This window comes from Lysobacter capsici (assembly GCF_014779555.2).
GTDB lineage: Bacteria > Pseudomonadota > Gammaproteobacteria > Xanthomonadales > Xanthomonadaceae > Lysobacter > Lysobacter capsici.
In genome coordinates, this window is record NZ_CP094357.1 from 1,673,803 (window position 1) to 1,697,810 (window position 24,008).

General features: G+C 67.2%; 18 protein-coding genes. 7 read left to right on the top strand and 11 right to left on the bottom strand.

Annotated features, from left to right (window positions below):
* Positions 1–22: 22 nt before the first annotated feature.
* Positions 23–640, bottom strand: coding sequence for a ferritin-like domain-containing protein (locus IEQ11_RS06815; protein ID WP_046655934.1), 618 nt, complete (start codon positions 638–640; stop codon positions 23–25).
* Between the two features lie 141 nt (positions 641–781).
* Complete coding sequence (locus IEQ11_RS06820; protein WP_191821602.1) at positions 782–1,831, bottom strand: SDR family oxidoreductase; 1,050 nt, start codon at positions 1,829–1,831, stop codon at positions 782–784.
* A 216-nt stretch (positions 1,832–2,047) separates the two neighbouring features.
* Between IEQ11_RS06820 and IEQ11_RS06825 the strand changes: the two genes are divergently transcribed.
* Together IEQ11_RS06825 and IEQ11_RS06830 are read left to right on the top strand one after the other, a co-directional pair.
* Positions 2,048–2,545, top strand: coding sequence for a hypothetical protein (locus tag IEQ11_RS06825; protein ID WP_191821601.1), 498 nt, complete (start codon positions 2,048–2,050; stop codon positions 2,543–2,545).
* Between the two features lie 154 nt (positions 2,546–2,699).
* Positions 2,700–3,047 carry a hypothetical protein gene (locus IEQ11_RS06830; protein ID WP_191821600.1) on the top strand — a complete coding sequence of 116 codons (348 nt, stop codon included), beginning with the start codon at positions 2,700–2,702 and terminating at the stop codon, positions 3,045–3,047.
* Positions 3,048–3,097: 50 nt separating this feature from the next.
* On the opposite strand, the gene IEQ11_RS06835 is transcribed toward IEQ11_RS06830, so the two are convergent.
* From IEQ11_RS06835 to IEQ11_RS06860, 6 genes are all read right to left on the bottom strand, one after another.
* The gene (locus IEQ11_RS06835) at positions 3,098–3,376 is read right to left on the bottom strand and encodes a hypothetical protein (protein WP_191821599.1); all 279 of its coding nucleotides are present in this window, start codon (positions 3,374–3,376) and stop codon (positions 3,098–3,100) included.
* Between the two features lie 155 nt (positions 3,377–3,531).
* On the bottom strand, positions 3,532–4,638 hold the full coding sequence (nagA, locus tag IEQ11_RS06840) for an N-acetylglucosamine-6-phosphate deacetylase (protein ID WP_191821598.1): 1,107 nt from the start codon (positions 4,636–4,638) through the stop codon (positions 3,532–3,534).
* Positions 4,635–5,411: a DeoR family transcriptional regulator gene (locus tag IEQ11_RS06845; RefSeq protein WP_191821673.1), complete on the bottom strand. Its 777-nt coding sequence runs from the start codon at positions 5,409–5,411 to the stop codon at positions 4,635–4,637. Before IEQ11_RS06845 ends, nagA begins: the two co-directional genes overlap by 4 nt.
* A 33-nt stretch (positions 5,412–5,444) precedes the next feature.
* On the bottom strand, positions 5,445–6,767 hold the full coding sequence (locus IEQ11_RS06850) for a D-tagatose-bisphosphate aldolase, class II, non-catalytic subunit (RefSeq protein ID WP_191821597.1): 1,323 nt from the start codon (positions 6,765–6,767) through the stop codon (positions 5,445–5,447).
* Between the two features lie 49 nt (positions 6,768–6,816).
* Positions 6,817–7,758, bottom strand: a complete 942-nt coding sequence (locus IEQ11_RS06855) for an ROK family protein (RefSeq protein ID WP_057921067.1) — start codon at positions 7,756–7,758, stop codon at positions 6,817–6,819.
* The gene (locus tag IEQ11_RS06860) at positions 7,751–8,935 is read right to left on the bottom strand and encodes an SIS domain-containing protein (protein WP_191821596.1); all 1,185 of its coding nucleotides are present in this window, start codon (positions 8,933–8,935) and stop codon (positions 7,751–7,753) included. Before IEQ11_RS06860 ends, IEQ11_RS06855 begins: the two co-directional genes overlap by 8 nt.
* A gap of 334 nt (positions 8,936–9,269) precedes the next feature.
* On the opposite strand from IEQ11_RS06860, the gene IEQ11_RS06865 reads away from it, so the two are divergent.
* From IEQ11_RS06865 to IEQ11_RS06875, 3 genes are all read left to right on the top strand, one after another.
* Entirely contained in the window at positions 9,270–12,620 is a 3,351-nt protein-coding gene (locus IEQ11_RS06865) for a TIM-barrel domain-containing protein (RefSeq protein WP_191821595.1), read from the top strand.
* Positions 12,621–12,837: 217 nt separating this feature from the next.
* Positions 12,838–15,840: a TonB-dependent receptor domain-containing protein gene (locus IEQ11_RS06870; RefSeq protein WP_191821594.1), complete on the top strand. Its 3,003-nt coding sequence runs from the start codon at positions 12,838–12,840 to the stop codon at positions 15,838–15,840.
* Positions 15,841–16,030: 190 nt separating this feature from the next.
* Entirely contained in the window at positions 16,031–16,576 is a 546-nt protein-coding gene (locus IEQ11_RS06875; RefSeq protein ID WP_191821593.1) for a DUF2867 domain-containing protein, read from the top strand.
* Positions 16,577–16,610: 34 nt separating this feature from the next.
* Here the strand turns inward: IEQ11_RS06875 and IEQ11_RS06880 are convergent, their stop codons facing one another.
* The 3 genes from IEQ11_RS06880 to IEQ11_RS06890 all read right to left on the bottom strand — a co-directional run bounded on the left by IEQ11_RS06880 (position 16,611) and on the right by IEQ11_RS06890 (position 20,306).
* On the bottom strand, positions 16,611–17,381 hold the full coding sequence (locus IEQ11_RS06880) for a thioesterase II family protein (RefSeq protein WP_057921071.1): 771 nt from the start codon (positions 17,379–17,381) through the stop codon (positions 16,611–16,613).
* A gap of 319 nt (positions 17,382–17,700) precedes the next feature.
* Positions 17,701–18,849 (bottom strand): carbohydrate-binding protein, encoded by a 1,149-nt coding sequence (locus IEQ11_RS06885; RefSeq protein ID WP_191821592.1) that lies wholly within the window; start codon positions 18,847–18,849, stop codon positions 17,701–17,703.
* A 524-nt stretch (positions 18,850–19,373) separates the two neighbouring features.
* Positions 19,374–20,306, bottom strand: a complete 933-nt coding sequence (locus IEQ11_RS06890) for an SDR family oxidoreductase (protein ID WP_228464549.1) — start codon at positions 20,304–20,306, stop codon at positions 19,374–19,376.
* Positions 20,307–20,512: 206 nt separating this feature from the next.
* On the opposite strand from IEQ11_RS06890, the gene IEQ11_RS06895 reads away from it, so the two are divergent.
* Together IEQ11_RS06895 and rfbB are read left to right on the top strand one after the other, a co-directional pair.
* A complete protein-coding gene (locus tag IEQ11_RS06895; RefSeq protein WP_191821591.1) occupies positions 20,513–22,543 on the top strand; it encodes a hypothetical protein in 2,031 nt (676 codons plus the stop codon).
* 400 nt (positions 22,544–22,943) lie between these two features.
* Entirely contained in the window at positions 22,944–23,996 is a 1,053-nt protein-coding gene (gene rfbB / locus IEQ11_RS06900; protein ID WP_191821590.1) for a dTDP-glucose 4,6-dehydratase, read from the top strand.
* Positions 23,997–24,008: the final 12 nt, after the last annotated feature.

The following is a 24,008-nucleotide window of genomic DNA, read 5'->3' on the forward strand; positions in this document are numbered from 1 at the left end:
GCCTGTCGCCGGCCGGGTCGGATCAGTTCTTCTTCAACATCTGGTCGCGCGCCTGCTCCGCGCGCGATGCGCCAATCGCGGTTTCGACCTGCTTGATTTCCTCCGGCGGCGGCAGCACTGCGGGGAAGCCCAGCGACTGGATCCACAACTCGCGGGTCCAACCCTGGGTGTGATACAGGTGATGGTCTTCGTCCTGTTCGACCGCTTCGAACGCGGCCTGCAGGACTTTCACTTGCGGGCCCTTGCCGTGCTTGGCCACGTGGCCGATCAGTTCCCAGTTCAAATGGTCTTTGGTTTCGGCCAACACCACGCATTCGCCGGCGACCAGTTCGGCCGCGGCCGGATCGCCCGCCGCCAATGCCATTTCCATCGCCTTGACCAGGGATTTGCCGATGTGGCCGACCACCTTGCGTCCGGGCGTGGAGGTATCGGGATCGAGGCCGAGTTCCTGGAACACGTTCAACAGCACCTTGCGATGGGTGCGGGTTTCATCCAGATACTCGGTCCATTCCTTGCGCAGGTCGTCGTTGACCGCGCACCGGATAGCGGTTTCGTACACCTGGATGCCGCCGAGTTCGGTTTCCAGTGCCTGATACAGCAGTTCTTCGACTTGCGCGGAATCTTGTGCGTTCTTCGCCATTGGAGTTCTCCTCAGAGCGCCTTATGACGCCGATGCGAAAACCTTAGGCGTCGTGGTATTTGATCGACGTGAAGTTCTAAGCGGCATGGTGAACGATTCAGCGGCGATTCGCGGGCGTCGACGACGATGCCGCGCGATGCATCATCCGCGCGGTCCGCCCATGACCGGCAACACCACGCCGTTGATGTAGGAGGCGGTCACCGGCGATGCGAGGAACACGTAAGCGGGAGAGATTTCCTCGGGCTGAGCGGGCCGGCCCATGTCGCTGTCGGCGCCGAACTTCGCCACCTCCTCGGCCGATTTGTCGGCGGGATTGAGCGGCGTCCACACCGGACCTGGCGCGACCGCGTTCACGCGGATGCCGCGCGGCAGCAACTGGCTGGCGAGCGACAGAGTGAAGGCATGGATCGCGCCCTTGGTCGCCGAATAGTCCAGCAGTGCCTTGTGTCCGAACAGTCCGGTCTCCGAGCCGGTGTTGATGATCGCCGAACCGTTGCCCATGTGCGGCAAGGCCGCGCGCGCCATGTGGAAGTAACCGGCGATGTTGGTCTGCAGGGTTTCCTGCAGATGTTCGTCGCTGAGGTCTTCCAACGCGTCGCAATGCGCCTGGAACGCGGCGTTGTTGACCAGGATGTCGAGCCGGCCGAAGGCGGCGACGGTTTGCGCGATCGCATCGTCGCAGAACGCCCGGTCGCGCACGTCGCCGCTGATCGCCAGGCTGCGCTGGCCTTCCTGGTCGATGAACATGCGGGTGTCCTGCGCGTCCTGATGTTCGTTGAGATAGACGATCGCCACGTCGGCGCCCTCGCGCGCGAACAGCACCGCCACCGCGCGGCCTATTCCGGAATCGCCGCCGGTGATCACGGCGACCTTGCCCTGCAGTTTTCCGCTGCCGCGATAATCCGGCGCCATGAATTTCGGCGCCGGGTTGAGCAGATGCTCGTGCCCGGGCTTGACTAGGTGCTGCTTAGGCAACGGGTTTTCCGGTTGCGCGCGTTCGCCGGCCTGCACCGCGGTTTTTTTCGCCGGCTTCGCCTGCTTGTCGGGCTTGCCCTGGTCGAGCGCGTCGACCTGGCGCTGGATCGCCTTCTGGCGGCGGACGGTCGCGCCCGCGCTGGTCCGAGAGGCGGAGTCCGATGGATTGTCTGTCGACGGAATCGCGCGTTGACCCTCTACGTTCTTCTTGGCCATGACGCCTCCTGCTGATGCGATCAACAAGGAACCTAAGCCAGCGTATCTTTCACCGACGTGAAATCCGCGATGAGCGATGGTGATGTCCTGGTTATGTCGTCGATTGAAGCTGTACGGTTAATGTCGAAGCCGATGAATGCGAAACAGTTCGCAGTCTTCGCGGTCGGCTAACGATGGGCCGTGCAGGTTTGAGTCATCCAACGGCAGGTGATTCCCATGAAACAGCGCCGCGTCTACCGCACCGACGACATCGCCCAGGCCACGCGCGCGGTCGAGGCATTGCGGGCCCAGGGAATCGGCGACGACGATATTTCGCTGGTGGCCCGTTCGGATATCGAGTTGCAGAGCGTTCCCAACCGGCACAAGGAAGCCGACACCGACTTCATGCCGGCGGCGATCCGCGGCGCCGGCATCGGCGGCGCGACCGGTTTGCTGGCCGGTCTGGCCGCGACGGTCGTCACGCCGGTCGGCATCACCTTGGCGGGCGCGGCGGTGGTCGGCGCGGTTGGGGCGCTGGTCGGCACCTGGGCGTCGGCGCTCATGGGCGCGGCCTTGCCCGATCCGATCCGGCAGAAATTCGACGACGAGATCGCCGCCGGTCGCATTCTGGTGCTGGTCGATGCCGAATCGTCGGTGCACGAGCGCCTCGGCGATGCGTTGGCGAACGTCGGCGCGACGCTGCTGGACTATGACGCGCTTGCGTCTATGACGTGAGGCTGCGCGTGCTTGTCGCGTGTCCGGCTGCGAATGACGTTTCTTGCGTGCGTATTGGAATCTTGTTCGAGCGGACATCCCACGGGAGGAAATGAATTGGCGCGAGCTCAGCCTTATCCGACGCGCCGATTGCGGGACAGGGAAATCTGACGGCATGAGCGACGCTGCATCAGGCGCATTGTTCACGCCGGATCGACGTTATCTGATCGTGCGCGGCCGTCTGTGGCGCGCGGCCAATCCGGATCTGACCGACAACGAGCGCGCGGCGCTCGTCGCCGAACTGATGGCGGCCCGTCGCGCGGTCAAGCACGACCGCGACGATCTCGTCGCGCTGGCGAAGGCGAGGCGGCGCGTGCATCTGGCCAAGGTCGCGCTCGGCGAGCGCGGGCCGGTGTGGTGGAGCGGCGGCGCGCCCGATATGAATCGCAAGCTGGTGGTCAATACGCCCTATGCGGCGTGGTTCGCGTCGTTGGCCGCGGGCATACCAGCGCAGCGCGATTGAGTCGGCGCGACACTGCTCGCGTATCGATCCCGGTCAAGCTCGAACCGTGGTCATGTTTCGCGTTTCCGACCGCGCTTACGCCTGACCATCATGATCTGACCGACGATGGCGGTGATCAGCACGCAGCTGTTGGTGACGATGAACACCCAGTTGCCGACCAGCACGCTGTAGACCACGAACCCGGCCGAAGCGGCGCATTGGCCCGCGAACAGCCACTTCGACACCGCCTGCGCGTCCTGATCGCGCGATTGGTCCTGCTTGACGATTTGCCTCAGCAGCGTCGCGATCAGGATTGCCGAAGCCAGCCAACCGATCCAATCGGGATTCATCGCGGGTCTTCCCTCTGCAGTGGCGGGCGTCGATTGGCTTCGCGCGTTTGCGGATCGAACGCGAAGCGGACGGCTTGCAGGGTAAACGCAGTTCTCGCCGGGCGCAGTGAACTTGAGTGCGACTTCGAAGCAGGGATGCGATCGGCCTGAACCGGTCAGGAAAAAGCGACGGCGCGGCCGGCGACATGCACCTCGATGATGCGCAACTGCGGGTCCAGCACAACGAAGTCGGCGCAGGCGCCAAGTTCAATGCGGCCGCGGTCGGACAGGCCCAGGTAGTCGGCGGGGAAGGTGGAAACGCGATGCGCGGCATCGGCGAGGTCCAGGCCGACCTCGACCAGATTGCGCAGCGCCTGGTCCATGGTCAATGCGCTGCCGGCGAGCGAACCGCTGGCCAGGCGCACGCAGCCCAGGCATTTGTGCACGCGCTGCGAACCCAGCGCGTATTCGCCGTCGGGCATGCCGGTCGCGGCGGTGGCGTCGGTGACCGCGTACAGGCGCGGAATCGCGCGCAGCGCGAGGCGGATCGCGCCGGGATGCACATGCTGCAGATCGGGGATCAATTCGGCGTACTCGGCATGCGCCAGCGCGGCCGCGGCGATGCCGGGCTTGTAGTGGTCGACCCCGGTCATGCCGTTGAACAGATGAGTGAAGCCGGCCGCGCCGGCGCGCAGCGCGGCGACGCCATCCTCGTAGCTGCCGGCGCTGTGGCCGAGCTGGACGCGGATGCCCATCGCGCTCAGCTGCGGGATCAACTCGTTGTGTGAGCCGATCTCCGGCGCCAGCGTCAGCACCTTGATCGGCGCCAGCGCGTGCAGGCGTTGCACCGATTCCAGGGTGGCTTCCACTGTCAGCGGCGGCTGCGCGCCGAGACGTTGCGGGCTGATGAAGGGGCCTTCCAGATGCACGCCGAGCACGCGCGCCGCATCCGGATCGGGTTCGGCGATGGCGGTGGCGAGCCCGCGCAGCGCGTGGACGATATCGGGCTCAGCCGCGGTCATGGTGGTGCCGAGCAGGGCGGTGGTGCCGTGGCGGACGTGCGCGCGCGCGACGGTGCGCGCGGCGTCGCCGCCCTGCATCAGGTCGACGCCGGCGGCGCCGTGCACATGCAGGTCGATGAAGCCGGGCAGAATGATAGTCTCGCCGATGTCGCCGTCGGCGACTTCTTCGATGGCGCGGATTTTCTGGTCGAAGCGGATGCGGCCGCGGCGCCAGCCTTCGGAAGTGAGGATCCGGCCTTGCAGATTGCGCAGTTCGGTCACGGCGTCGCCTCGGCGATGATCACTTCGATGCCCAGTTGTTGCAGACCCTCGCGATAGCGGTCGTCGATGCCGGCGTCGGTGATGATGGCGTGGATCTGATCGAGACGGGCGATGCGGTGCAGGCTGACCCGGCCGAATTTCGAGGCGTCGGTCAGCACCACGATGCGGCGCGCGTGTTCGACCATGCGATGGTTGAGCCGCGCCTCGGCTTCGTCGTGGGTGGTCAGGCCGAACTGCAGGTCCAGGCCGTCCACGCCGAGAAACAAGGTGTCGAAGCTGTAGGCATTGAGGCTGGCCTCGGCCTGGCTGCCTTGCAGCGACAGCGATTGCTTGCGCAGCACGCCGCCGCTGAGCAGCACGTCGACGCCGGGCGCGTTGGCGAGTTCCCAGGCGATGTTGAGGCCGTTGGTCATCACCGTGACATCGCGATGGCCGCGCAGATGGCGGGCCAGGGTCATGGTGGTCGAACCCGAGTCGATGATGATGTTGTCGCCGGCCTGCACCAGTTGCGCGGCGCGCGCGCCGATGCGCTCTTTCAGAGGCAGGTTCAGCGCGTCCTTCTCGTGGATGTCCTGTTCCTGCGGCGGCGTGCGCACCAGCGCGGCGCCGCCGTGGGTGCGGGTGGCCAGGCCCTGCGATTCGATATGGCTCAGGTCGGCGCGGATGGTCACCGCCGACACGCCGAAGCGCTCGACCAGCTCGGCCACCTGCACCGAGCCGAGCTCGATCAGGCATTGCAGGATCTGTTGCCGGCGGGCGCGGGTGTTGCGAATGGCCATCGGTGGGTCCGCGGTAAAGGTCGAAGATTAGCCGTTCGCGGCGGCAGTGGCGCGGGATGCGCGCGCACCGGCCGTGTTCGCCGAGCAGGCGCGGGCGTATTCGTCCAGGCACAGGCCGATGCGATGGCGTACCAGCGCTTCGGGCGTGTTGGCCAGGGTGCCGGCGCGCACCGCGCGGTATTGCTCGGGCAGGTGCTGGCTCAGCAGGAACAGCGGCGGCGCATGCGCGCGCAGGTTGTCGAACAGGCGTTGCACGGCGGCGATCAGGGCCGGTTCGCCCCAGTAATAACGGCAGCGATCGCTGAGTGCGTACAGCCGCAGCAGATGCAGTTCGCGTTCGTCGCCGTGGTAGTGCTGCCGCCAGTGGCGCGGGTTGTCGAGCATGCACTGCTCCAGCGCCTGCGGCAGATTCGAGCGTTGCTGCGGCGGCAACAGTTCGGCTTCGATCGCGGCCAGCGCGAACAGCGCTTCGCGATAGGCGAAGGTCGCGGCCGGGCCGACCTTGAGGATTGCGAAATGATCGCGCACCAGCGCGTGCAGGCCGTCCTCGCGCTGGTAGTCGGTGGAATGCGCTTCGAACACGATGCGCGGCTGGCGTTCGAGAAAATCGGCCAGCGCTTGCGCGGCGACCGGATCGTAGTCGTGCACGCTGCTGTGATCGAAGTCGACACCGGGTTGCACCACCATCGCGATCACCCGCTCCCAGGCCGGCGCCAGATCGGGCGCGGCGAAGGCGTCGCGGTGGATCGCCAAAGTCTGTTCGGCGGCCTGCGGCGTGGTCACCGCCAGACCGCCGGCCAGCGAGGCTTCGCCGCCGGGCACCGGCACTTCGGTGCCGATCACGTACACCGGCGGCGGCAGGCCATGCGCGGCGGCGGTGCGTTCGGCGATGCGCGCAAGTTCGGCCGAACGCGCGGCGACGGTGGCGTCCGGCAGCGGGGTGGGGTCGTCGGCGCAGGACATGCTGCAGTCCAGATGGATCTTGTGGAAACCGGCGGCGACATAGGCTTCGATCAGCACCCGCGCATGCGCCATGGCTTCCTCGGCCGGCCGTTTCTGCCACGCGTTCGGACCGAGATGATCGCCGCCAAGCACCAGCCGGTCGGCCGGGAACTGTTCTTCGCGGGCCAACGCGAGCACGTAGTCGCGGTACTGCGGCGGGGTCATGCCGGTGTAGCCGCCGAACTGGTCGACCTGGTTGGAGGTCGCTTCGATCAGCAGCAAGGTGTCGTGACGGCGGGCCACGTCCATCGCGGCGCGCAGCACCAGTTCATTGCTGCAGCACACGCTGTACAGACCGACGTTGCGGCCCTGGCGGTGGGAGGCGATCAGCGATTGCACGGGCGACATGGCGAAACTCCAACGCGATTCGGGACGACTCGGTACGAGCCGGGAAAACTCAGGACAACGTCGGCGCCCAGGCCAGCAACGCCGCGCCGCGCGCGCCGCCGGCGCCGCCGAAGCGCGGCGGCACGATCGGCGGCACCTGCACGCCATCGAACAGATGCGCGGCGACCGCCGCCGGCAACACGCCGTACAGCGGTGCGTGTTGCGACAGACCGCCGCCGAGCACGATCACGTGCGGATCCAGCACCAGCACCAGCTTGGCCAAACTGTGGCCGAGCAAATCCAGATGGATGGCCATGACTTCGCGCGCCCGCACATCGCCCGCGTCGGCCAGGGCGAGCACCGCGGCGGCATCGGCCGCTTCGCCGCCGAAATGACGGTGCAGCGCGACCAGACCGCTGCCCGAGACATAACGCTCGACGCAGCCGCGCAAACCGCAGGCGCAATCCAGCACCGGCAACGCATAGCGCTGCAGCAGTTGCCCGGGCACGCTCCAGTGGCCCCATTCGCCGGCCAGGCCGTTGAAACCGGTCACCAACCGACCGTGCAGGCAGTAGCCGCCGCCCGCGCCGGTGCCGAGGATCGCGCCGAACATGCTCGGATAACCCTCGGCGGCGCCGCCATGCGCTTCGGACAAGGCGAAGCACTGCAGATCGTTGCCGAAGTGCAGCGGCCGCCGCAGCCGCGCCTGCAAGTCGGCGGCGACCTTCTGGCCGGTCAAGGCCGGCACGTTGGCGCTGAGCTGACGGCCGCTGCGCGGATCGCGCACGCCGGGCAGGGCGATGCCGATCGCGGCGTCGGCGAGTCCGAGTTCGGCGTCGGCCGCGGCGACCAGCGCTTCGAGCGCGGCCAGGAAACCCGGGTATTTGCCCTGCGGCGTGGCGATGCGCCGACGATGGCGCACTTCCAATGCGGCATCGCAGGCGACCAATTCGATCTTGGTGCCGCCGATGTCGATGCCGTAACAGATCGCGGAAGCGGCGGCGTCAGCCATGGTGAATGGTGACGCCCTTGACCACCCGGTTGACGGTGCCGTCCGGGAAGGGATTGTCGGGGGTCAGGCCGAGCGCGGCCGAACGCTGGAGCGCGTACATCTGCGCGAAGGTCAGCCAGACCGGCGCCAGCCAGCCGTCGGAAAACATGCCGTCGGCGAACGTGCTGTCGTGTTGCGGCGGCAGCCGCAGGCTGTAGTCGTCGCCGCCGCCGATGTCGGCATGCGGACCGATCGACAGCACTTGCCCGGCGACGCCATCGCGGCGCAGTTCGTCGAGCAGATCGTGTTCGTAACGGCGCGCGAGCGCGTGATTGCTGCGCATCACCACCACCAGCGTTTCGCCGTCGAGCGTGGACTTGGGCCCGTGGCGAAACCCCAGCGGCGTATTGGCCAAGGCCAGGACGCGACCGGCGGTGAGTTCGAGCACCTTCAACGCGGCTTCGCGCGCCAGCGCTTCCAGCGGGCCGCTGGCCAGGTAGATCACGCGAGTGAACGGACGCTGCGCCAATGCCGCGACCGGCGCATCCCACTGCGCCAGACCTTCGCGCGCGAGCTCGGCTAATTGTTGCAGGCGTTCGATCCGCCGCGGCCACGGCGCGCGGTCGAACACGCTCAGCGCGGCCAGCAGCATGCAGCTCAGGCTGCTGGTCATGGCGAAGGCGCGGTCGCAACTCGCCGCCGGCATCAGCACGGTGCAGGTGTCGTCGCGGCCGGCGCCGCGGCGGGCGAGTTCGCCCTGCGGATTGCAGGTGATGTCGAGAAAGCGCGCGTGTTCGACTTGCGCGCGCACCAGTTCGACCGCGGCCACGCTCTCCGGGCTGGAACCGCTGCGGCCGAACGACACCAGCAGGGTCGGGCGGTCGCGCTGCAGGTACAGCGCCGGATGAGTCAGCAGATTGGTGGTATGCAGCGCGCGCACTTCGGCCGGCCATTGCGCGTTGATGGCGTCGGCGACCAGATCGGCGATGAAGCCCGAACTGCCGGCGCCGGTGAACAGCACGCGCTGGCGCGGGTCGTCGAGGCAGTCGCCGAGAAAGGCCTGCACGCGTTCGCGCGCCTGCGCCAGATCGCGGGCCAGTTCGTCCCACAACGCGGGTTGCTGGGCGATTTCGGCGGCGGTATCGGCTCCGCCCAGGCGCTGCCAGGCGGTCGAGTCGGGGAGCGGGGTGAGGTCCATGGAGAATCCCTGTTGAGCGCGGTGACGATCTGCGTTTTCTTTCGGAAAGTCAATTATCGAAAGTAAAACAAAAGAAATAGGCCGGATGAGTTTGTTGTCGGAACCGGTTCGGAAAAAACGAAAGATCGGCTTGGATTTGCTTTCGTTGCGTGCTTAACAGGGGTTTTTGCCAGGTTTAGAAAGTATTGCATCGCACAATCTTTCGTTTTGCCCGATAAATTCTTCCTTTTTTCTTTCAATTCATTGACAGCTTTCGAATCACTGCCCTAGAGTCGGTCGCAACAGGTTTCGAATGCCCGCCGAGCGGGTCCTTGGGGGCAAGGTGATATTCCGCATGCGTCGTCCGCGTCCGTCGATCGCGATTCTTTCGAGCACGATTCTGGCCGCGCTGCTGGCGTCGCCGGCCGTGGCCGAGCCGGTCGGCAATCTGCGCGCGGTCCGCGCCGAGGCCGGCGCGACGCCGAGCTGGGAGCTGAGCACCGACACCGGCAGCGTGCTGCGTATCGAAGTGCTGGCGCAGGACATCGTGCGGGTGCAGGCCGGGCGCCGCGGCAAGCTGACGCCGGCGGGCGACAAGGCCGCGCCGATCGTGCTGCCGCAACCGACGGCGAAGGTCGACGCCACGTTGGAGGAAGACGCCGCCGAAGTGCGCGTGCGCACCGGCGCGCTGGTGCTGCACGTGCAACGGCAACCGTTGAAGCTGCGGCTGGAGCGGATCGATGGCGAACGCCGCACCGCGCTGTGGCAGGAACTGCAACCGCTGGACCTCGACGCGACCCAGAGCGTGCAGGTGCTGTCGTCGCAGGCCGACGAGGCGTTCTATGGCGGCGGCCAGCAGAACGGGCGTTACCAGTTCAAGGGCCGCGAACTGGAGGTCTCGTACTCCGGCGGCTGGGAAGAAGGCGACCGCCCGAGCCCGGCGCCGATGCTGCTGAGCTCGCGCGGCTGGGGCATGTTGCGCAACACCTGGAGCGACGGCAGTTACGACCTGCGTCAGCCCGATCAATCCACCTTGCTGCATCGCGAAGATCGCTTCGACGTTTATTACTTCGTCGGCGAACTGCCGCGCCTGCTCGAACGCTACACCCTGCTGACCGGCCGTCCCGGCCTGTTGCCGCGCTGGGCGCTGTCGTACGGCGACGCCGATTGCTACAACGACGGCGACAACGGCAAGAAGCCCGGGACCGTGCCCGAAGGCTGGCACGATGGCCCGACCGGCACCACGATCGATGTGGTCGAGAGCGTCGCGCGCCAGTATCGCGAACACGACATGCCCGGCGGCTGGATCCTGCCCAACGACGGCTACGGCTGCGGCTACAAGCAATTGCCCGAAACGGTGAAGGGGCTAGCGAAATACGGCTTCCGCACCGGCCTGTGGACCGAGAACGGCGTCGACAAGATCGCCTGGGAAGTCGGCACCGCCGGCAGCCGGGTGCAGAAGCTCGACGTGGCCTGGACCGGCAAGGGCTATCAGTTCGCGATGGACGCCAATCAATCGGCGTTCAACGGCATCTTGCACAACTCCGATTCGCGCCCGTTCCTGTGGACGGTGATGGGCTGGGCCGGCATCCAGCGCTATGCGGTGGCCTGGACCGGCGATCAGAGCGCGAGCTGGGATTACATCCGCTGGCATGTGCCGACCCTGATCGGTTCGGGCCTGTCGGGCATGGCCTACGCCACCGGCGACGTCGATGCGATCTTCGGCGGCAGCGCCGAAACCTATACCCGCGATCTGCAATGGAAAGCCTTCACCCCGGTGCTGATGGGCATGTCGGGTTGGTCGTCGAATGCGCGCAAGCATCCGTGGTGGTTCGACGAGCCGTATCGCAGCATCAATCGCGATTATCTGAAATTGAAGATGCGGCTGACGCCGTACATGTACGGCCTCGCGCACGATGCCGCGCAGACCGGCGCGCCGCCGGTGCGCGGGCTGATGTGGGATTACCCGCAAGACCCGCATGCGCGCGACGAGGCCTACAAGTACCAGTTCCTGCTCGGCCGCGATCTGCTGGTGGCGCCGGTCTATCGCAGCCAGGCCGCGAGCCGCGGCTGGCGGCGCGGTATCCATCTGCCGGCCGGACGCTGGATCGATTACTGGGACGGACGCAGCGTGCAGGCCGGCGCCGCCGGGCGCGAACTCGATCGTCAAGTCGATCTCGCCACGCTGCCGCTGTTCGTGCGTGCCGGCGCGATCGTGCCGATGCATCCGGCGATGCTGTTCGACGGCGAAAAGCCGCTCGACGAAATCACCTTCGACCTGTATCCGCAGGGCGATTCGCAGTACACGCTGTACGAGGACGACGGCAATACGCGCCGCCATGAGCAAGGCGAGTCGAGCACCCAGCAGGTGCGCATGAGTGCGCCGGCGCAGGGCAGCGGCCCGGTGAATGTGCGGATCGATGCGGTGCAGGGCCAGTACCAGGGCCAGTTGCCGCAACGCCGCTACGGCTTGCGCGTGCTCAGCCGGCAGGCGCCGCGCGCGGTGTCGGTCGACGGTCGCGCATTGCCGAAGCTGGCCGATGCCGCAGCGCTTCAAGCCGCGACCGAAGGTTGGTATTTCGATCCGGCCGAGCGCAAGGGCAGCGTGCATGTGCGTACCGCCGCGGTCGACATTCGCAAGCCGTTGCAGGTCGCGCTCGACATCGCCGTCGCCGCGGCGCCCGCCGACGATGCCTTCCCGGCCGCGCCGGCGCTCGGTCGCGCGCTGCCGGCCGACAGCTTGCTGGTGGTCAATCGTCCGGCCGAAGAACCCGGGCATGCGTTGGAAAATGCCTTCGACGACGATCCGGCGACGTGGTTCCGCAGCGTGCGCAATCAGGCCGTGCGTACCGGGGCGCACGAATGGACGGTTGGTTTCGGCGAACGCAAGTTGATCGACGGCATCGAGATCGCGCCGCGCAACGACAAGAACTGGAAGCACGGCCAGGTCCGCGACTACGAGGTGTACCTGGGCGACAGCAACGGCGAATGGGGCGAACCGATCGCGCGCGGCCGTCTGCAGCTCAAGCAGGAAACGCAGCGCATCGATTTCCCCGCGCGCGCCGGCCGGCTGCTGCGCTTCCGCGTGCTCAGCGTGCAGAACCCCGAGGGCGACGGCGCATCGGCGACCGATCCGATGGTCACCGCTGCTCAAGGCAATGCGGCGCGCGCGGTCGATGCATTGCAGCCGCGCGATGTCGGCCCGATCGCGCTGTCGAGTTTCCACATCCTCGAACACCAGGAACCCGAGCGTCCGGCGCAGCAGCGCTATCTGTCCGAGCTGGCGTTGCCGGCCGCGTTGAAGAGTCAGGTGCATGCCGATCGCGCCTTCCGCGGCGACGACGCGCTGCGCATGAACGGTCTGCTGTTCCGCCGCGGGTTGGGCGTCGGCCCGGCCAGCCGCATCGATCTGCGTCTGCAAGGCCAGTGGCGATTGCTGCGCGCCGACCTCGGCATCGACGATGCCTGCCGCGCCGCCGGCGGCCTGCAGTTCCAGGTCTGGGGCGACGAGCGTCTGCTTTACGACAGCGGCTTGGTGAAGGCGCCGGGCGTGGTCAAGCCGGAGCTCGATATCCGCGGTCTGTCGACCTTGAGCCTGCGCACGCTCGGCGCGCAGGGCAGCCAACCCGCGCAGGTGTGCGCGAACTGGGCCAACGCCGTGCTGATCGGCCAGGAGGGCGACAGCGCCAGCGTGGTCGCGCCATGAACCTTGCGAATCCCCAATCCCGAACACGCCCTCGAACACGCAACACAACCGCCGCACCGCACCCGCCAAACCCCGTCAGCAACGCCGAACCCGTAACCCCGAACCCGTAACACCGCTCCTCCCCCGCCCATACCGACTGCGGCCTTTTGGCCGCGGCCCGGGATCGCTGTTGCCCTTCGTCCGCCATCCGCGCCGCAGTCCTGCCAGGAGAGTTCCGATGTTGCCCGCAAGCCGCCGTACGCGCCGTCCACGCGCCAACCGCATCCCCGCCACCCCGTTGTCGCTGGCCCTGGCCGTCGCGCTGCTGGGTCATGTATCCCTCGCAGCCGCACAGGATGGCGCGGCCAGCACGGACAGCAAGGACAAGACCACCGAACTGTCGCGGGTGGAAGTCACCGGTTCCAACATCCGCCGCACCGATGTGGAAACCGCATCGCCGGTGCAGATCGTCAGCAAGCAGGACATCGAGAACATGGGCGCGCGCACCTTGTTGCAGGTGCTCGACAACCTGCCGGCCGCGCGCCCGGCGCAGCAGGATTCGCGCTCGCTGTTCACCGGGTCCGACGGCGCCTCGCAGGCCAATCTGCGCGGCCTCGGCGCGCAGGGCACGCTGGTGCTGTTGAACGGCCGGCGCCTGTCGTACTACGGCGCGCCGGCCGGGTTCCAGACCCAGTTCGTCAACATCGACGCGATTCCCGCCGCGGCGATCGAACGCATGGAAGTGCTGACCGACGGCGCCTCGGCGGTGTACGGCACCGACGCGGTGGCCGGCGTGATCAACGTGATCACCAAGCGCAATTACCAGGGCGCGGAGGTCAACCTGACCACCGACATGTCCTCGCGCATCGATTCCTACGGCGAGCATCAGGCCAGCATCACCGCCGGCTTCGGCGACCTCGACGAAGACCGCTACAACGTCTACGCCTCGGTCAACCTGTACCGCCGCGACGCGATTCCGCTGAGCGATTTCTACGACAAGCGGCCCAAGCAGTACTACGTCAACAACCCGAACTACCTCAACAACCTGCGCCTGGGCACCGGCAGCAAGCCGGGCGTGTTCAACCCAGGCAGCTACTTCGCCTTCGACCCGGTCACAGGCCGGCGCGTGCAGGAAGCCGCGCCGGGCTGCAACAACGTGCTCACCACCGAAGCCGCGGGCCCGCGTTGCATCTGGCAGACCTGGATGAACAACGAGATCGACGCCGGCGCCAAGTCCGAACGCAACACCGCCTACGTCAACGCGCATTTCCTGATCGGCGACAGCACCGAGGCCTTCGCCGAGGCGACCTATACCGACATCGACCTGCGCGCCAACGGCGGCACGCCGCGCGCCTACAACACCACCACCGGCAATCCGACCAGCTGGTTCTCGCGCAACACCGGCACCTCGGTCAATCAGTTCCTGTATCCCTTCCTCGGCCCGAACAACGAGTACAACCACGCCAGCCCGCAGCTCAGGGCGATGATGGGCGGCGTGGTGGGCCTGCAGTATCTGTTGCAGGACGCGGGCGCGAACTACTTCGGCCAGCGCAACACCGACAAGAGCTATCGCGCGCTCGGCGGCCTGCGCGGCGCCATCGGCGACTGGAACTGGGAAACCGCGTTCGCCACCGCCGGCACCCACTCGACCACCTACCAGACCATCAACGTCAACCTGGAAGGCTTCGAGAAAGCGTTCGGCCCGTACACCACCGACCCGGGCACCGGCCGGGTGATCATCTCCGACCATCCGGCGTACAAGTTCGGTCAGATCAGCGACGCCAACGCGGCGCTGATCCGCGCGGCGTTCCCGACCTTCGACATCCAGTCCTGGACCCGCCTGCACACCCTCGACGGCAAGATCGAAGGCCCGCTGTTCAAGCTGCCGGCCGGCGAAGTGCGCGCGGCGTTCGGCTTCAACGTCAGCCGCGAGACCTTCTACACCCCGGGTAACGAAGACGCGGCCAACGGCCTGATCACCCAGCAGGGCGGTTCATGGTTCGACGGCAAGCGCAACACCTATGCGGTGTTCGCCGAGGCCGTCGCGCCGCTGACCGACAAGCTCGAACTCGACGCCGCGCTGCGCGTGGACAAGTACCCGAACTTCAGCGCCAACGTCGCGCCGAAGATCGGCCTGAAATATCAGGTGTTGCCGCAACTGCTGTTGCGCGGCACCTATTCGGAAGGCTTCCGCGCGCCGAGCCTGGCCGAGTCCGGCACCGGCGGCGTGTTCGCCCAGCTCGGCGGTTACCGCGACGAGGTCCGCTGCGACGAGACCAACGCCATCGCCAACCTGCTGCGTCAATCGCGCCGCAGCGGCGATGTGGACCTGGGCAATTCGCTGCTCAACGCCGACTGCAGCCGCACCGTGGCGCGCATGACCCAGCCCAATCAGGACCTCAAGCCGGAGAAGGCCAAGATCGGCACCCTGGGCTTCGTGTTCGAGCCGCTGGACTGGCTGTCGGTGTCGGCCGACTACTGGTTCATCTATCGCCGCAACGAGATCGCCGCGCCGGACTACAGCAAGGACGAAGACATCCTGTCGTCGACGCGTTCGCCGATCACCGAGTCCGACCGCGCCGCGGTGGCCGCGCTGGCGGCGATGTGCGCCGATCCGGCCAGCGGCGTGAGCTGTCCGGGCGCGCTGCCGGGCTACAGCGTCGGCAACGTCGCCAGCGTCGTCGGCCAGTACAAGAACAAGGGCCGCACCCTGATCGACGGCTTCGACATCGATGCGCGCAGCCGCTTCTCGCTGGGCGAGTGGGGCAGCCTCAACATCGGCCTGGCCGCGACCATCGCGCGCCGCAATCAGGCCTATCTGGACGACGAGAACGGCTGGTACTACGGCAACACCGTGGGCTATTACGGCAATCCGCGTCTGCGCGCGACGATCAACGCCGACTGGAACTACCGCCAGGTGACCACCAGCTTCTTCGTGAACTACGTCGGCACCACCAAGTGGGCCTGGGAACGCATCGACGCGGAGGACAACAATCCGCAGACCTGCACCGCCGGTTACCTGCCGGTGGCCAAGGCCCAGTGCGACGGCGTGCCGTCGTGGTGGACGGCGAATCTGAGCCTGACCTGGCGTCCGACCGAAAAGCTCAACGTCGGCGTCACCGTCAAGAACCTGTTCGATCGTCTGCCGTTCTACGATCCCAACAGCTTCCTCGGCGATTCCAGCGACTACGCCAGCATCTTCGGCCGCAGCTACAGCTTCACGGTCGGCTACAAGTTCTGACGGTCGCATCGCGCCGGCGATGTCGTCGGCGCGATCCTTGGGGTGTTCCATCGCTCGCGGCCGACGGGTCTGCGGCGCGGAGCATGGCGCCTGCGACTCTGCATCGCAGGCACGGCGTGGGCGATGGGACGATACTGGCGGCGGCGACGGTGCGCGGCTGCGCACCGGGCCGAAACCAGGAGTCCGGACCATGTCGATTGCGCTGCATCGAGTGACCGACGTCGCGCCGCCGCCGCATTCGCGGGTGGCCGGCGCGTACCCGTCGACGGATTTGTACGACGCCTATTCGATCGAGCTGCCGGACGAGGCGTCCGGCGATCCGGAAACCCTGGCGCGATTCGTGTTCGCGCGCAGCCCGGCCTGGATCGGCGGACTGATGCGCGTACGCGATGCGCTGGTGGCGGGGCTCGGCCTGAAGACCGCGCGGCGATTGCACCGGCTCGGCGCGAACGGCGGCGAGCGCGTCGGCATGTTCCGCATCTACGAACGGCAGCCCTCGGAGATCGTGCTGGGCGAAGACGACAAGCATCTGGATTTCAAGCTGTCGCTGCTGTGCCAGCCGCCCGGGGAGGCCGTCGCGCGGCGGCGATTGATCGTCTCGACCGCGGTGCATTGCCACAATCGCCTGGGCCGCGCGTATATCGCGGTGATCGCGCCGTTTCACCGGCTGATCGTGCGTTCCTGCCTGCGCCACGCCGCGCGCATCGGATGGCCGCCCCGACAGCCCGCGGGTTGAGTGCGATAGCCCGGCCGCGGCGCGGCCGATGCGTTCAGCCCGGAACGGGCTCGGTCTGCGGCGCGCAGTGCGCGCGCACGAAGGCGTCCAGCTTGCGGGCGAAGCCGGGATTGGTGTTGATGAAAAAATGGCCGCCGGTCATCGCCGCGCGTTGCGCATCCGCGAACAGATCGCCCCAGGCGAACACGTCCTCGACCCGGGTTTCGTCCTGTTCTCCGGCCAGGATCAGCGCCGGGATCCGCGTCAGATCCGGATGCAGCGGCGGCAGGCGGAAGTTCTCGCCGAGGGCGAAATCGGCGCGCAGCGCGGGGAAGAACAGTTGCATGACCTCCGGGTCGTTGAGCAGTTCGCGCGGCGTGCCGTCGAGGCTGCGCAGCTTGGCCAGAAAGCGGTCGTCGGGCAGCTCGCTGACCCGCTCGCGCGGACGGTCCACGGTGGGCGAGCACTTGGCCGACAGCGCGATCGCGCGCGGCGCCGGCGCGCCCAGTTGCAGCAGGCGGTTGGCCGCGGAAAAAGCCATCAGCGCGCCGTTGCTGTGGCCGTACAGCAGGTAAGGCCGGTCGAGCAGCGGCAGCAGCTCGGGCAGCAGCTGCGTCAGCAGAGCGTCGATGTCGCGGATCAGCGGCTCGGCCATGCGCATGCCGCGTCCGGGCGGTTGCACGCACAACAGCTCGACCTGCGGGCTTAGCCATTTGCGCCAGGACGCGTACGAACTCGCGCTGCCTCCGGAGAAAGGAAACGCGAACAGGCGCAGGCGCGCGTGTTCGGAATTGCCGGATCGGACCAGCCAGGGCGAAGGTTTCATGATGGCGCGCGCAGTGGAGTGGGGCGATGCGGACGCGCGCCGCGTCGCCGCACATTCGCGACGGACCCGGAGCACGATCGATCGGTGACGAATGTCGGCAAAGCCATGGCGTCATCGCGGCGATCGTCGCGATCCGCCACGCGCATCGACATCGACCGCGATTCTATGCGGTTCTTCATGACGAAGGCGCTCAGGCGGTCACGATCCCGGCGCCGCGGTCACCATCGCCCGCGTGACGGACGTCCCTCGGCGATAACCGCGGTGGGCGCCGCTTCGTGGCGCCGCCCACCGGGTCAGCTAACCTGGCAATTCGTCATGCTCACAAGCGAGTGACGCGAATCCAGTTGATGTTCCAGCCGCCCTGTTGCGCGTAGACGCCGAGGTTGTACGTGCCCGCGTTGACGTTGACCGTGTGCGCGACGGTCTGCCAGTTCTGCCAGCCGCCGGTGGCCGGCACCTGCACCTGGCCCAGCACCGTGCCGCCGGCGTTGAGGTCGAGCGACAGCGCGCCGCCGCTGGGGCTCGCCACGCGATATTCGACCCGATAACTGCCGCCGCTGGGGAAGTTGACGTTGCTGTACGACAGCCAGTCGCCGGTGTCGATCCAGCCGACGTTGGAGCCGCCTTCCGAGCAGGCCTCCACCTGCACGCCGCTTTGCGCGGCGAAACTTTCGGCTTCCAGCGTCCGCGACCACGGGCTGCTGCCGCCGTCGTTGTAAACGCGCACGTAGTCCACGAGCATCTTCGCCGGCAACTTGCTTTCGTCGACGTTGAAGCCCGGCCAGTTGCCGCCGATGGCGAAGTTCAGCAGCAAGAAGAAGTCGCGATGGAACTCCTCGGTGCCGTTGACGCTGTTCTGGATGCTGGCTTCATGGAACTTGTTGCCGTCGACGTACCAGCGGATCGCGTTCGCGTCCCACTCGACCGAATACACATGCCAGTCGGTGACGCTGAGCAGGGTGTTGCCGCCGTACTGCGCGTAGTTGCCGTTGTGGTCGCGCCAGTGGATGGTGCCGTAGGTGCGGTCTTCGTTGTTGACGTGTTCCATGATGTCGATCTCGCCCGAGTCGGGCCAGCCGACCTGCGGCAGATTCGCGCCGAGCGCCCAGAACGCCGGCCATGCGCCCATGAACGAGGGCAGCTTCATCCGCGCTTCGATCTTGCCGTATTTGAAGTTGCGGATGCCCTGGGTCTTCATCCGCGCCGAGGTGTAGCGGAAGCCGCCGAAATCCTCGCGCCGGGCGTTGATGACCAGGGCGTTGTTCTCGATGCCGGCGTTCTCGCGCCGGTAGTACTCCAGCTCGTTATTGCCCCAGCCGCTGCTGCCGTTGCCGGTTTCGAACACCCAGTCCGGGCCGATCGATCCGTTGAACTCGTCGCTCCATACCAGTTGCCAGTTCTGCGCCCAGGCGCTGCCGGCGAACAGGGAAACGACGAGAAAAACCACGCCCTTCATCAACAGTTTCATGCTGTCTTCTCCTCGTGGGGAAACATGGGAACCGCGTCACGCCGGCAAACGGCGCGAAGCCGCGACTGCGCGTGGGCGACACCCGCGGAAACAATCCGGCATGCAGCGACGGCGCGAATCCGGTCCGTCCTCCAGCGACCGCGGCGCGGTCGCGGATGCGCTCGATCCTATGCGAGCGCATGAGCCCGCGCAGGGCGCTGCGCCACAGCTTTTTCGCTTTCGCGCGGATGCGTGACGCAGGCACGTTCGGTGCGTGAGGGCGATATGTCCGCGCCTGCGTCGATGGTTATGCGCAGGTTCAAGCGAGCATTTGCAGTGTCATGGTCGCGGCGGCGGGACAGTCGCGAGGACTTTCGATGGCGACATGGGGAATGTCTTGTGTCGTCTCGTCGCGATCGCTTGAAGCCATTGGGTTGACTCGTATCCGATCGATCGACGCGATTGCTTCGATCCGGCGCCGATCCGCGGGCCGACCCGGGAGCTGATGCTCCGCTCCCGGGTCGGGCCATTCCCGGGCGCCGCGCTCAATCCGGATTCATGGCCGCGAAGGTCTCTTCGTAGCGGCCGTCGCGCTCGGCCCATCTCCGCGCGCGGTCGCGTTCGACCAGCACCTCGCCTCGGGGATGATCTGCGCGCTCGAGCAACTGCATCACCTCCGCCACGTAGACCTCGACCGGCGTGGCGCGCGGGTCCTCGGCCTGCTGTGGTCCGGTGAGCCGCGTGCGCACGTACGGCGGCGCGAGTTCCAGCACTTCGACCGGAACCTTGCGCAGCTGATGACGCAACGATTGCAGCCATGAGTGCACGAACGCCTTGCTCGCGCAGTAGGTCGGGAAGTCCGCGCGCGGTACGAAGGCGAGGTTGGAACTGGTCGCCATGATCGTCGCGTTCGCCTGCCGTTTCAGCACCGGCAGCAGCGCCGCGATGACCCGCAGCACACCCAGGATGTTGGTCTGCACGATCGCCTGCGCATCGGCGGGATCCCAGTCGTCCGCGGCCAGATTCTCGCCGCGCGAAATGCCGGCGTTGGCGATGAGCGCATTGAGGTCGGGAAAGCGCGCGCGCACCTCGCTCGCGAACGAGGACAGCGAGGCTGGATCGTCGAGGTCGACGCATAGGCCGACCATGCCGGGACGGGCCGCGGTCATGCGGTCGAGCAGGGCGCGCCGTCTCCCGGCGACGATGACGCGGTTGCCGCGATCGTGAAACGCTTCGGCGAGTGCGCGGCCGATGCCGCTGGTGCCGCCGGTGATGAGCAGGGTGTTGCCGGTCGTTTTCATGCTTGCCTCGTGTCGGGCCAGAGAGTGAGGAAAGGCCACGGCAAGCTCCGGAACGCGCCCACGGCGCTGTTCCGGCGAGACAGACAGCATCACCAGGAACCGTGCACCGCGAAGGTCTTGATCGGGCGAAGGCCCGCGGGGCAGGGAAGTGATGGCGTACCGTGGCACCTGTTGCATCGAGATCCCCTGCTGGGGCCCGCTCGACGAAGGGTGCGTTGGATGACGGTAACGCCTACGGCAGCGCCGTTGAGGCGACTGCGGGCGAAAGGCTAGGGTCGCCGGCCGCCGTCGTCAAGCGCGGACCGGTCCGCGGCCGCGATACTCGCGCGGAGTTTTCGTTTCCAGGCAATGCGCGCCGCGGCGGCCCCGCGCGCGCCTTCGTCATGGACAATGACGCAAACCGCGCCGAGCACCGCCCCGTGATCCCCAACACCACTCCGTACTACCTGCCGGTGACCCGCGAGGTCGCGCAGGCCTTCGTCGACGACGGGCGCCTGCCCGAGTCGTCGATAGAGCGCGCGGCGCTGTCGGTGATGCTGGTCCTGCTTGCGCAGGAATACTCCAACGCCGCGATCAGTCGCCTGATTTTCGAAACCCACGGCCTGATGACGGCGAGTTCGCCCGAGGTCGCCGCGGCGCATCTGGACGCGGGCCGGCGCGGCATCGCGGAACCGCAGCGCGCCGACGCGCTGGAGCGCCTGGCCGACAAGGGCGTGAATTTCGCCGACCCCGAGGACATGCAGCACGAGGCCTGGCGCGACGACGACGGCCGCTACGCGCATGCGTTCCAGGAGCGCTATCGCCAGCCGATGGACAGTTTCCAGATCGGTTTCGATCGCGCCGACCAGATCGACGAGCCGGCCACCGACGCGGATATTCCCTACGACACGCCAGTCGCCGATGCCCAGACCGCGCCGCGCAGGACCCACCTGGTCATGGAGGGCACCCGCGATCAGGCCGTGGCCGCCCAGGTGATCGCGGCGGCGCCGGACGAACTGGTCAACCTCGACGCTTACGCCGGCACCGGCAAGACCCATCTGTTGCTGGCGATGGCCGGCGGGCTGACCGGCGGCATGACCTACCTGGCGCCGACCGTCGCGCATATCCACGGTTTCAAGATCCGCGCCGGCGGCGCCGCGGCGGGCATCCAGACCGTCACCCAGACCGTGCTGGCCAACGCGACCGCCGCGGCTCACGCCCGCGCCGCGCGCCTGCGCTGGGCGCCGCGGGTGATCAAGACCACCCAGAGCCTGACCGCCCAGACCAAGATCGCCGGTGTCCCAAGCATCGACGCACGTCCGCCCGAGGCGGTGCTGGCGATCGTCCACAAGGCGCTGCGGGCTTGGTGCTACAGCGCGGCGCCGGCGCTGGGCCAGTTCCATTTCGCGCGCTATGTGCCGTATGCGGCGATCGACGCCAAGCGCTGGATCGAGATCGGCCACCGGGTGTGGGAGTGCATGTTCGCCGGGCTCGGAACCAACGACGCCGGCGCGGCCTTCGATATCAACACCGTGCATCTGGTCAAGTGGCTGGCGGTGCGCGGCGCGGCCGTTCCCGACGGCTACGGCACCTTGCTCGTCGACGAAGCCCACGATCTGTCCGCGCCGTGGCGGGCCTTGCTGCAGGCGTATCGCCATGGCTGCGTGCTGATGGGCGATCCGTATCAGCGTTTGTTCGGCCATGTGCCCAGGGCGACCCAGGCCAAGACCATCGTGATGAGCCAGTCGGTGCGCATGGGCGTGCAGGCCGCGCCCTTGATCGACCAGACCCTCGCGGTGGCGCAGGAGCGCCTGATCGAGTTTCCGCTGATCGGCGCGCCCGATCGCTTGACCCGCCACCGGATCTACCGCAACCGCGACGAATTGCCCGGCCGCGCGCTGCGCGTGTTCGGCGGCGGCTGGGCCTTGCTGGAAGAGGCGCTGCGGATCAAGGCCGCGGGCGGCCGCTTCCGCCTGGTGCCGGCCTCGGCCGACGAAGTCGCCCGGCTGGCCCGGGCGGCGATTTCCCTGCACCTGGGCGGCGACACCTACGGGCGCCGCAGCCTGGGCGATTTCCGCTCGTGGCCTGCGTTTTCGCAGCATCTGGCCGATACCGGGCAGGGCTCGGTGGCGCGGATGATCGAACGCGGCTTCGGCGCCGACGATATCGACGCGTTGATGGCCGCGCAGGCCGAGCCGGGCAGCGAGCAGGTCACCCTTAGCCTGGTCCAGCACTGCAAGAACATGGAGGCCGATGCGGTGGTGCTGAGCCCGTGCTGCTATCTCGTGAACCGCGACGGCGAACCGCATAGTCCGGTCCGCGCCGCCTACCTGGCCATGACCCGCGCGCGTTTCGAGGTGTGGACGCCGGGCGATGGCCTGGACCGGTTGAAGGATGCGCAGCGCGATTTCGAGGTGGGCGCGGTCAAGCCGTGAGCGCAGGCCGCGAGCGGCCGCTGCGGGTCGGCGGGGTCCAGTCGGGCCCGATCGTCGCGGATGGCCGGATCGGCAAAGCGCGCGGCGCTTTCCTATGCGACCGCACGGCATAAAACTGTGGCCGATTCGAGGATTTCATCTGTGCATCGCCGGGCTGGCTCGCGGTGGCGAAATGCCGTTTTTTTAGTTGATTTCGGCATGGAAGCTGTAGCGCAACTTATCGATGCGACCGTGTCGACGCCGGCCGCGGGGCGATAGGCTTTACAATCGCGCGATTGTTCGGGCCGGCCGGTCAAGGTGAACAGGTTGCGGCGGTCGCGCACCGTTGCGCCGCGCGGGACGGGGCCTGGACCGGCTCAATCGAATTTCGCCAATCGATCATTTGTAAGGAGTGTCCTGAGTGCCCACTTGGCTTGTAACCGGCGGCGCCGGCTTCATTGGCGGTAATTTCGTCCTCGATGCGGTGCGGCGCGGAATCAAGGTCGTCAACCTCGACGTCCTGACCTACGCCGGCAATCTCGACACCCTCAGCGTTCTCGATGGCGATGCGCGTCACATCTTCGTCCAGGGCGATATCGGCGATGCGGCCCTGCTCAAGCGCCTGCTGGCCGAGCACCGACCCGACGCGGTGATCAACTTCGCCGCCGAGAGCCACGTCGACCGTTCCATCGACGGCCCGGCCGCGTTCGTGCAGACCAACGTGGTCGGCACCCTGAGCCTGCTCGAGCAGGTGCGCGATTACTGGAAGGCGCTCGATGCGCCGGCGCGTGACGGCTTCCGCTTCCTGCACGTGTCGACCGACGAGGTCTACGGCTCGCTCGGCGACAGCGGCAAGTTCAGCGAGACCACGCCGTACGCGCCCAACTCGCCGTACTCGGCGTCGAAGGCCGCGTCGGATCACCTGGTCCGCGCGTTCCATCACACCTACGGCCTGCCGGTGCTGACCACGAACTGCTCGAACAACTACGGGCCGTTCCAGTTTCCGGAAAAACTCATTCCGCTGATCATCGCCAAGGCCCTGGCCGGCGAGCCGCTGCCGGTCTACGGCGACGGCCTCAACGTGCGCGACTGGCTGTTCGTCGGCGATCACTGCTCGGCGATCGCGCGCGTGCTCGAAGCCGGCCGCGTCGGCGAGACCTACAACGTCGGCGGCGACGCCGAGCGTCCCAACATCGTCGTGGTCCAGACCATCTGCGCGCTGCTCGATCAGCGCCGTCCGCTGGCCGACGGCCGCGCGCGCGAATCGCTGATCACCTACGTCAAGGACCGCCCGGGCCACGATCGCCGCTATGCGATCGACGCGTCCAAGCTCAAGAACGAACTGGGCTGGACCCCGACCCTGACCTTCGAACAAGGCATCGCCCGCACCGTCGACTGGTATCTGGACAACCAGCCATGGGTGCAGCGCGTGCTCGACGGCAGCTACCGGCTCGAACGCATCGGCCAGGCCTGAGCCCGGCCCACT

Bases quoted from the DNA above. Each gene is read 5' to 3' on its own strand.
- IEQ11_RS06835 (WP_191821599.1), bottom strand. From the start codon at position 3,376: ATGAATCCCGATTGGATCGGTTGGCTGGCTTCGGCAATCCTGATCGCG.
- IEQ11_RS06855 (WP_057921067.1), bottom strand. From the start codon at position 7,758: ATGGCTGACGCCGCCGCTTCCGCGATCTGTTACGGCATCGACATCGGC.
- IEQ11_RS06875 (WP_191821593.1), top strand. From the start codon at position 16,031: ATGTCGATTGCGCTGCATCGAGTGACCGACGTCGCGCCGCCGCCGCAT.
- IEQ11_RS06885 (WP_191821592.1), bottom strand. From the start codon at position 18,849: ATGAAACTGTTGATGAAGGGCGTGGTTTTTCTCGTCGTTTCCCTGTTC.
- IEQ11_RS06830 (WP_191821600.1), top strand. From the start codon at position 2,700: ATGAGCGACGCTGCATCAGGCGCATTGTTCACGCCGGATCGACGTTAT.
- IEQ11_RS06870 (WP_191821594.1), top strand. From the start codon at position 12,838: ATGTTGCCCGCAAGCCGCCGTACGCGCCGTCCACGCGCCAACCGCATC.
- IEQ11_RS06825 (WP_191821601.1), top strand. From the start codon at position 2,048: ATGAAACAGCGCCGCGTCTACCGCACCGACGACATCGCCCAGGCCACG.
- IEQ11_RS06820 (WP_191821602.1), bottom strand. From the start codon at position 1,831: ATGGCCAAGAAGAACGTAGAGGGTCAACGCGCGATTCCGTCGACAGAC.
- IEQ11_RS06815 (WP_046655934.1), bottom strand. From the start codon at position 640: ATGGCGAAGAACGCACAAGATTCCGCGCAAGTCGAAGAACTGCTGTAT.
- IEQ11_RS06880 (WP_057921071.1), bottom strand. From the start codon at position 17,381: ATGAAACCTTCGCCCTGGCTGGTCCGATCCGGCAATTCCGAACACGCG.
- IEQ11_RS06860 (WP_191821596.1), bottom strand. From the start codon at position 8,935: ATGGACCTCACCCCGCTCCCCGACTCGACCGCCTGGCAGCGCCTGGGC.
- IEQ11_RS06895 (WP_191821591.1), top strand. From the start codon at position 20,513: ATGGACAATGACGCAAACCGCGCCGAGCACCGCCCCGTGATCCCCAAC.
- IEQ11_RS06850 (WP_191821597.1), bottom strand. From the start codon at position 6,767: ATGTCGCCCGTGCAATCGCTGATCGCCTCCCACCGCCAGGGCCGCAAC.
- IEQ11_RS06890 (WP_228464549.1), bottom strand. From the start codon at position 20,306: ATGCAACAGGTGCCACGGTACGCCATCACTTCCCTGCCCCGCGGGCCT.
- IEQ11_RS06865 (WP_191821595.1), top strand. From the start codon at position 9,270: ATGCGTCGTCCGCGTCCGTCGATCGCGATTCTTTCGAGCACGATTCTG.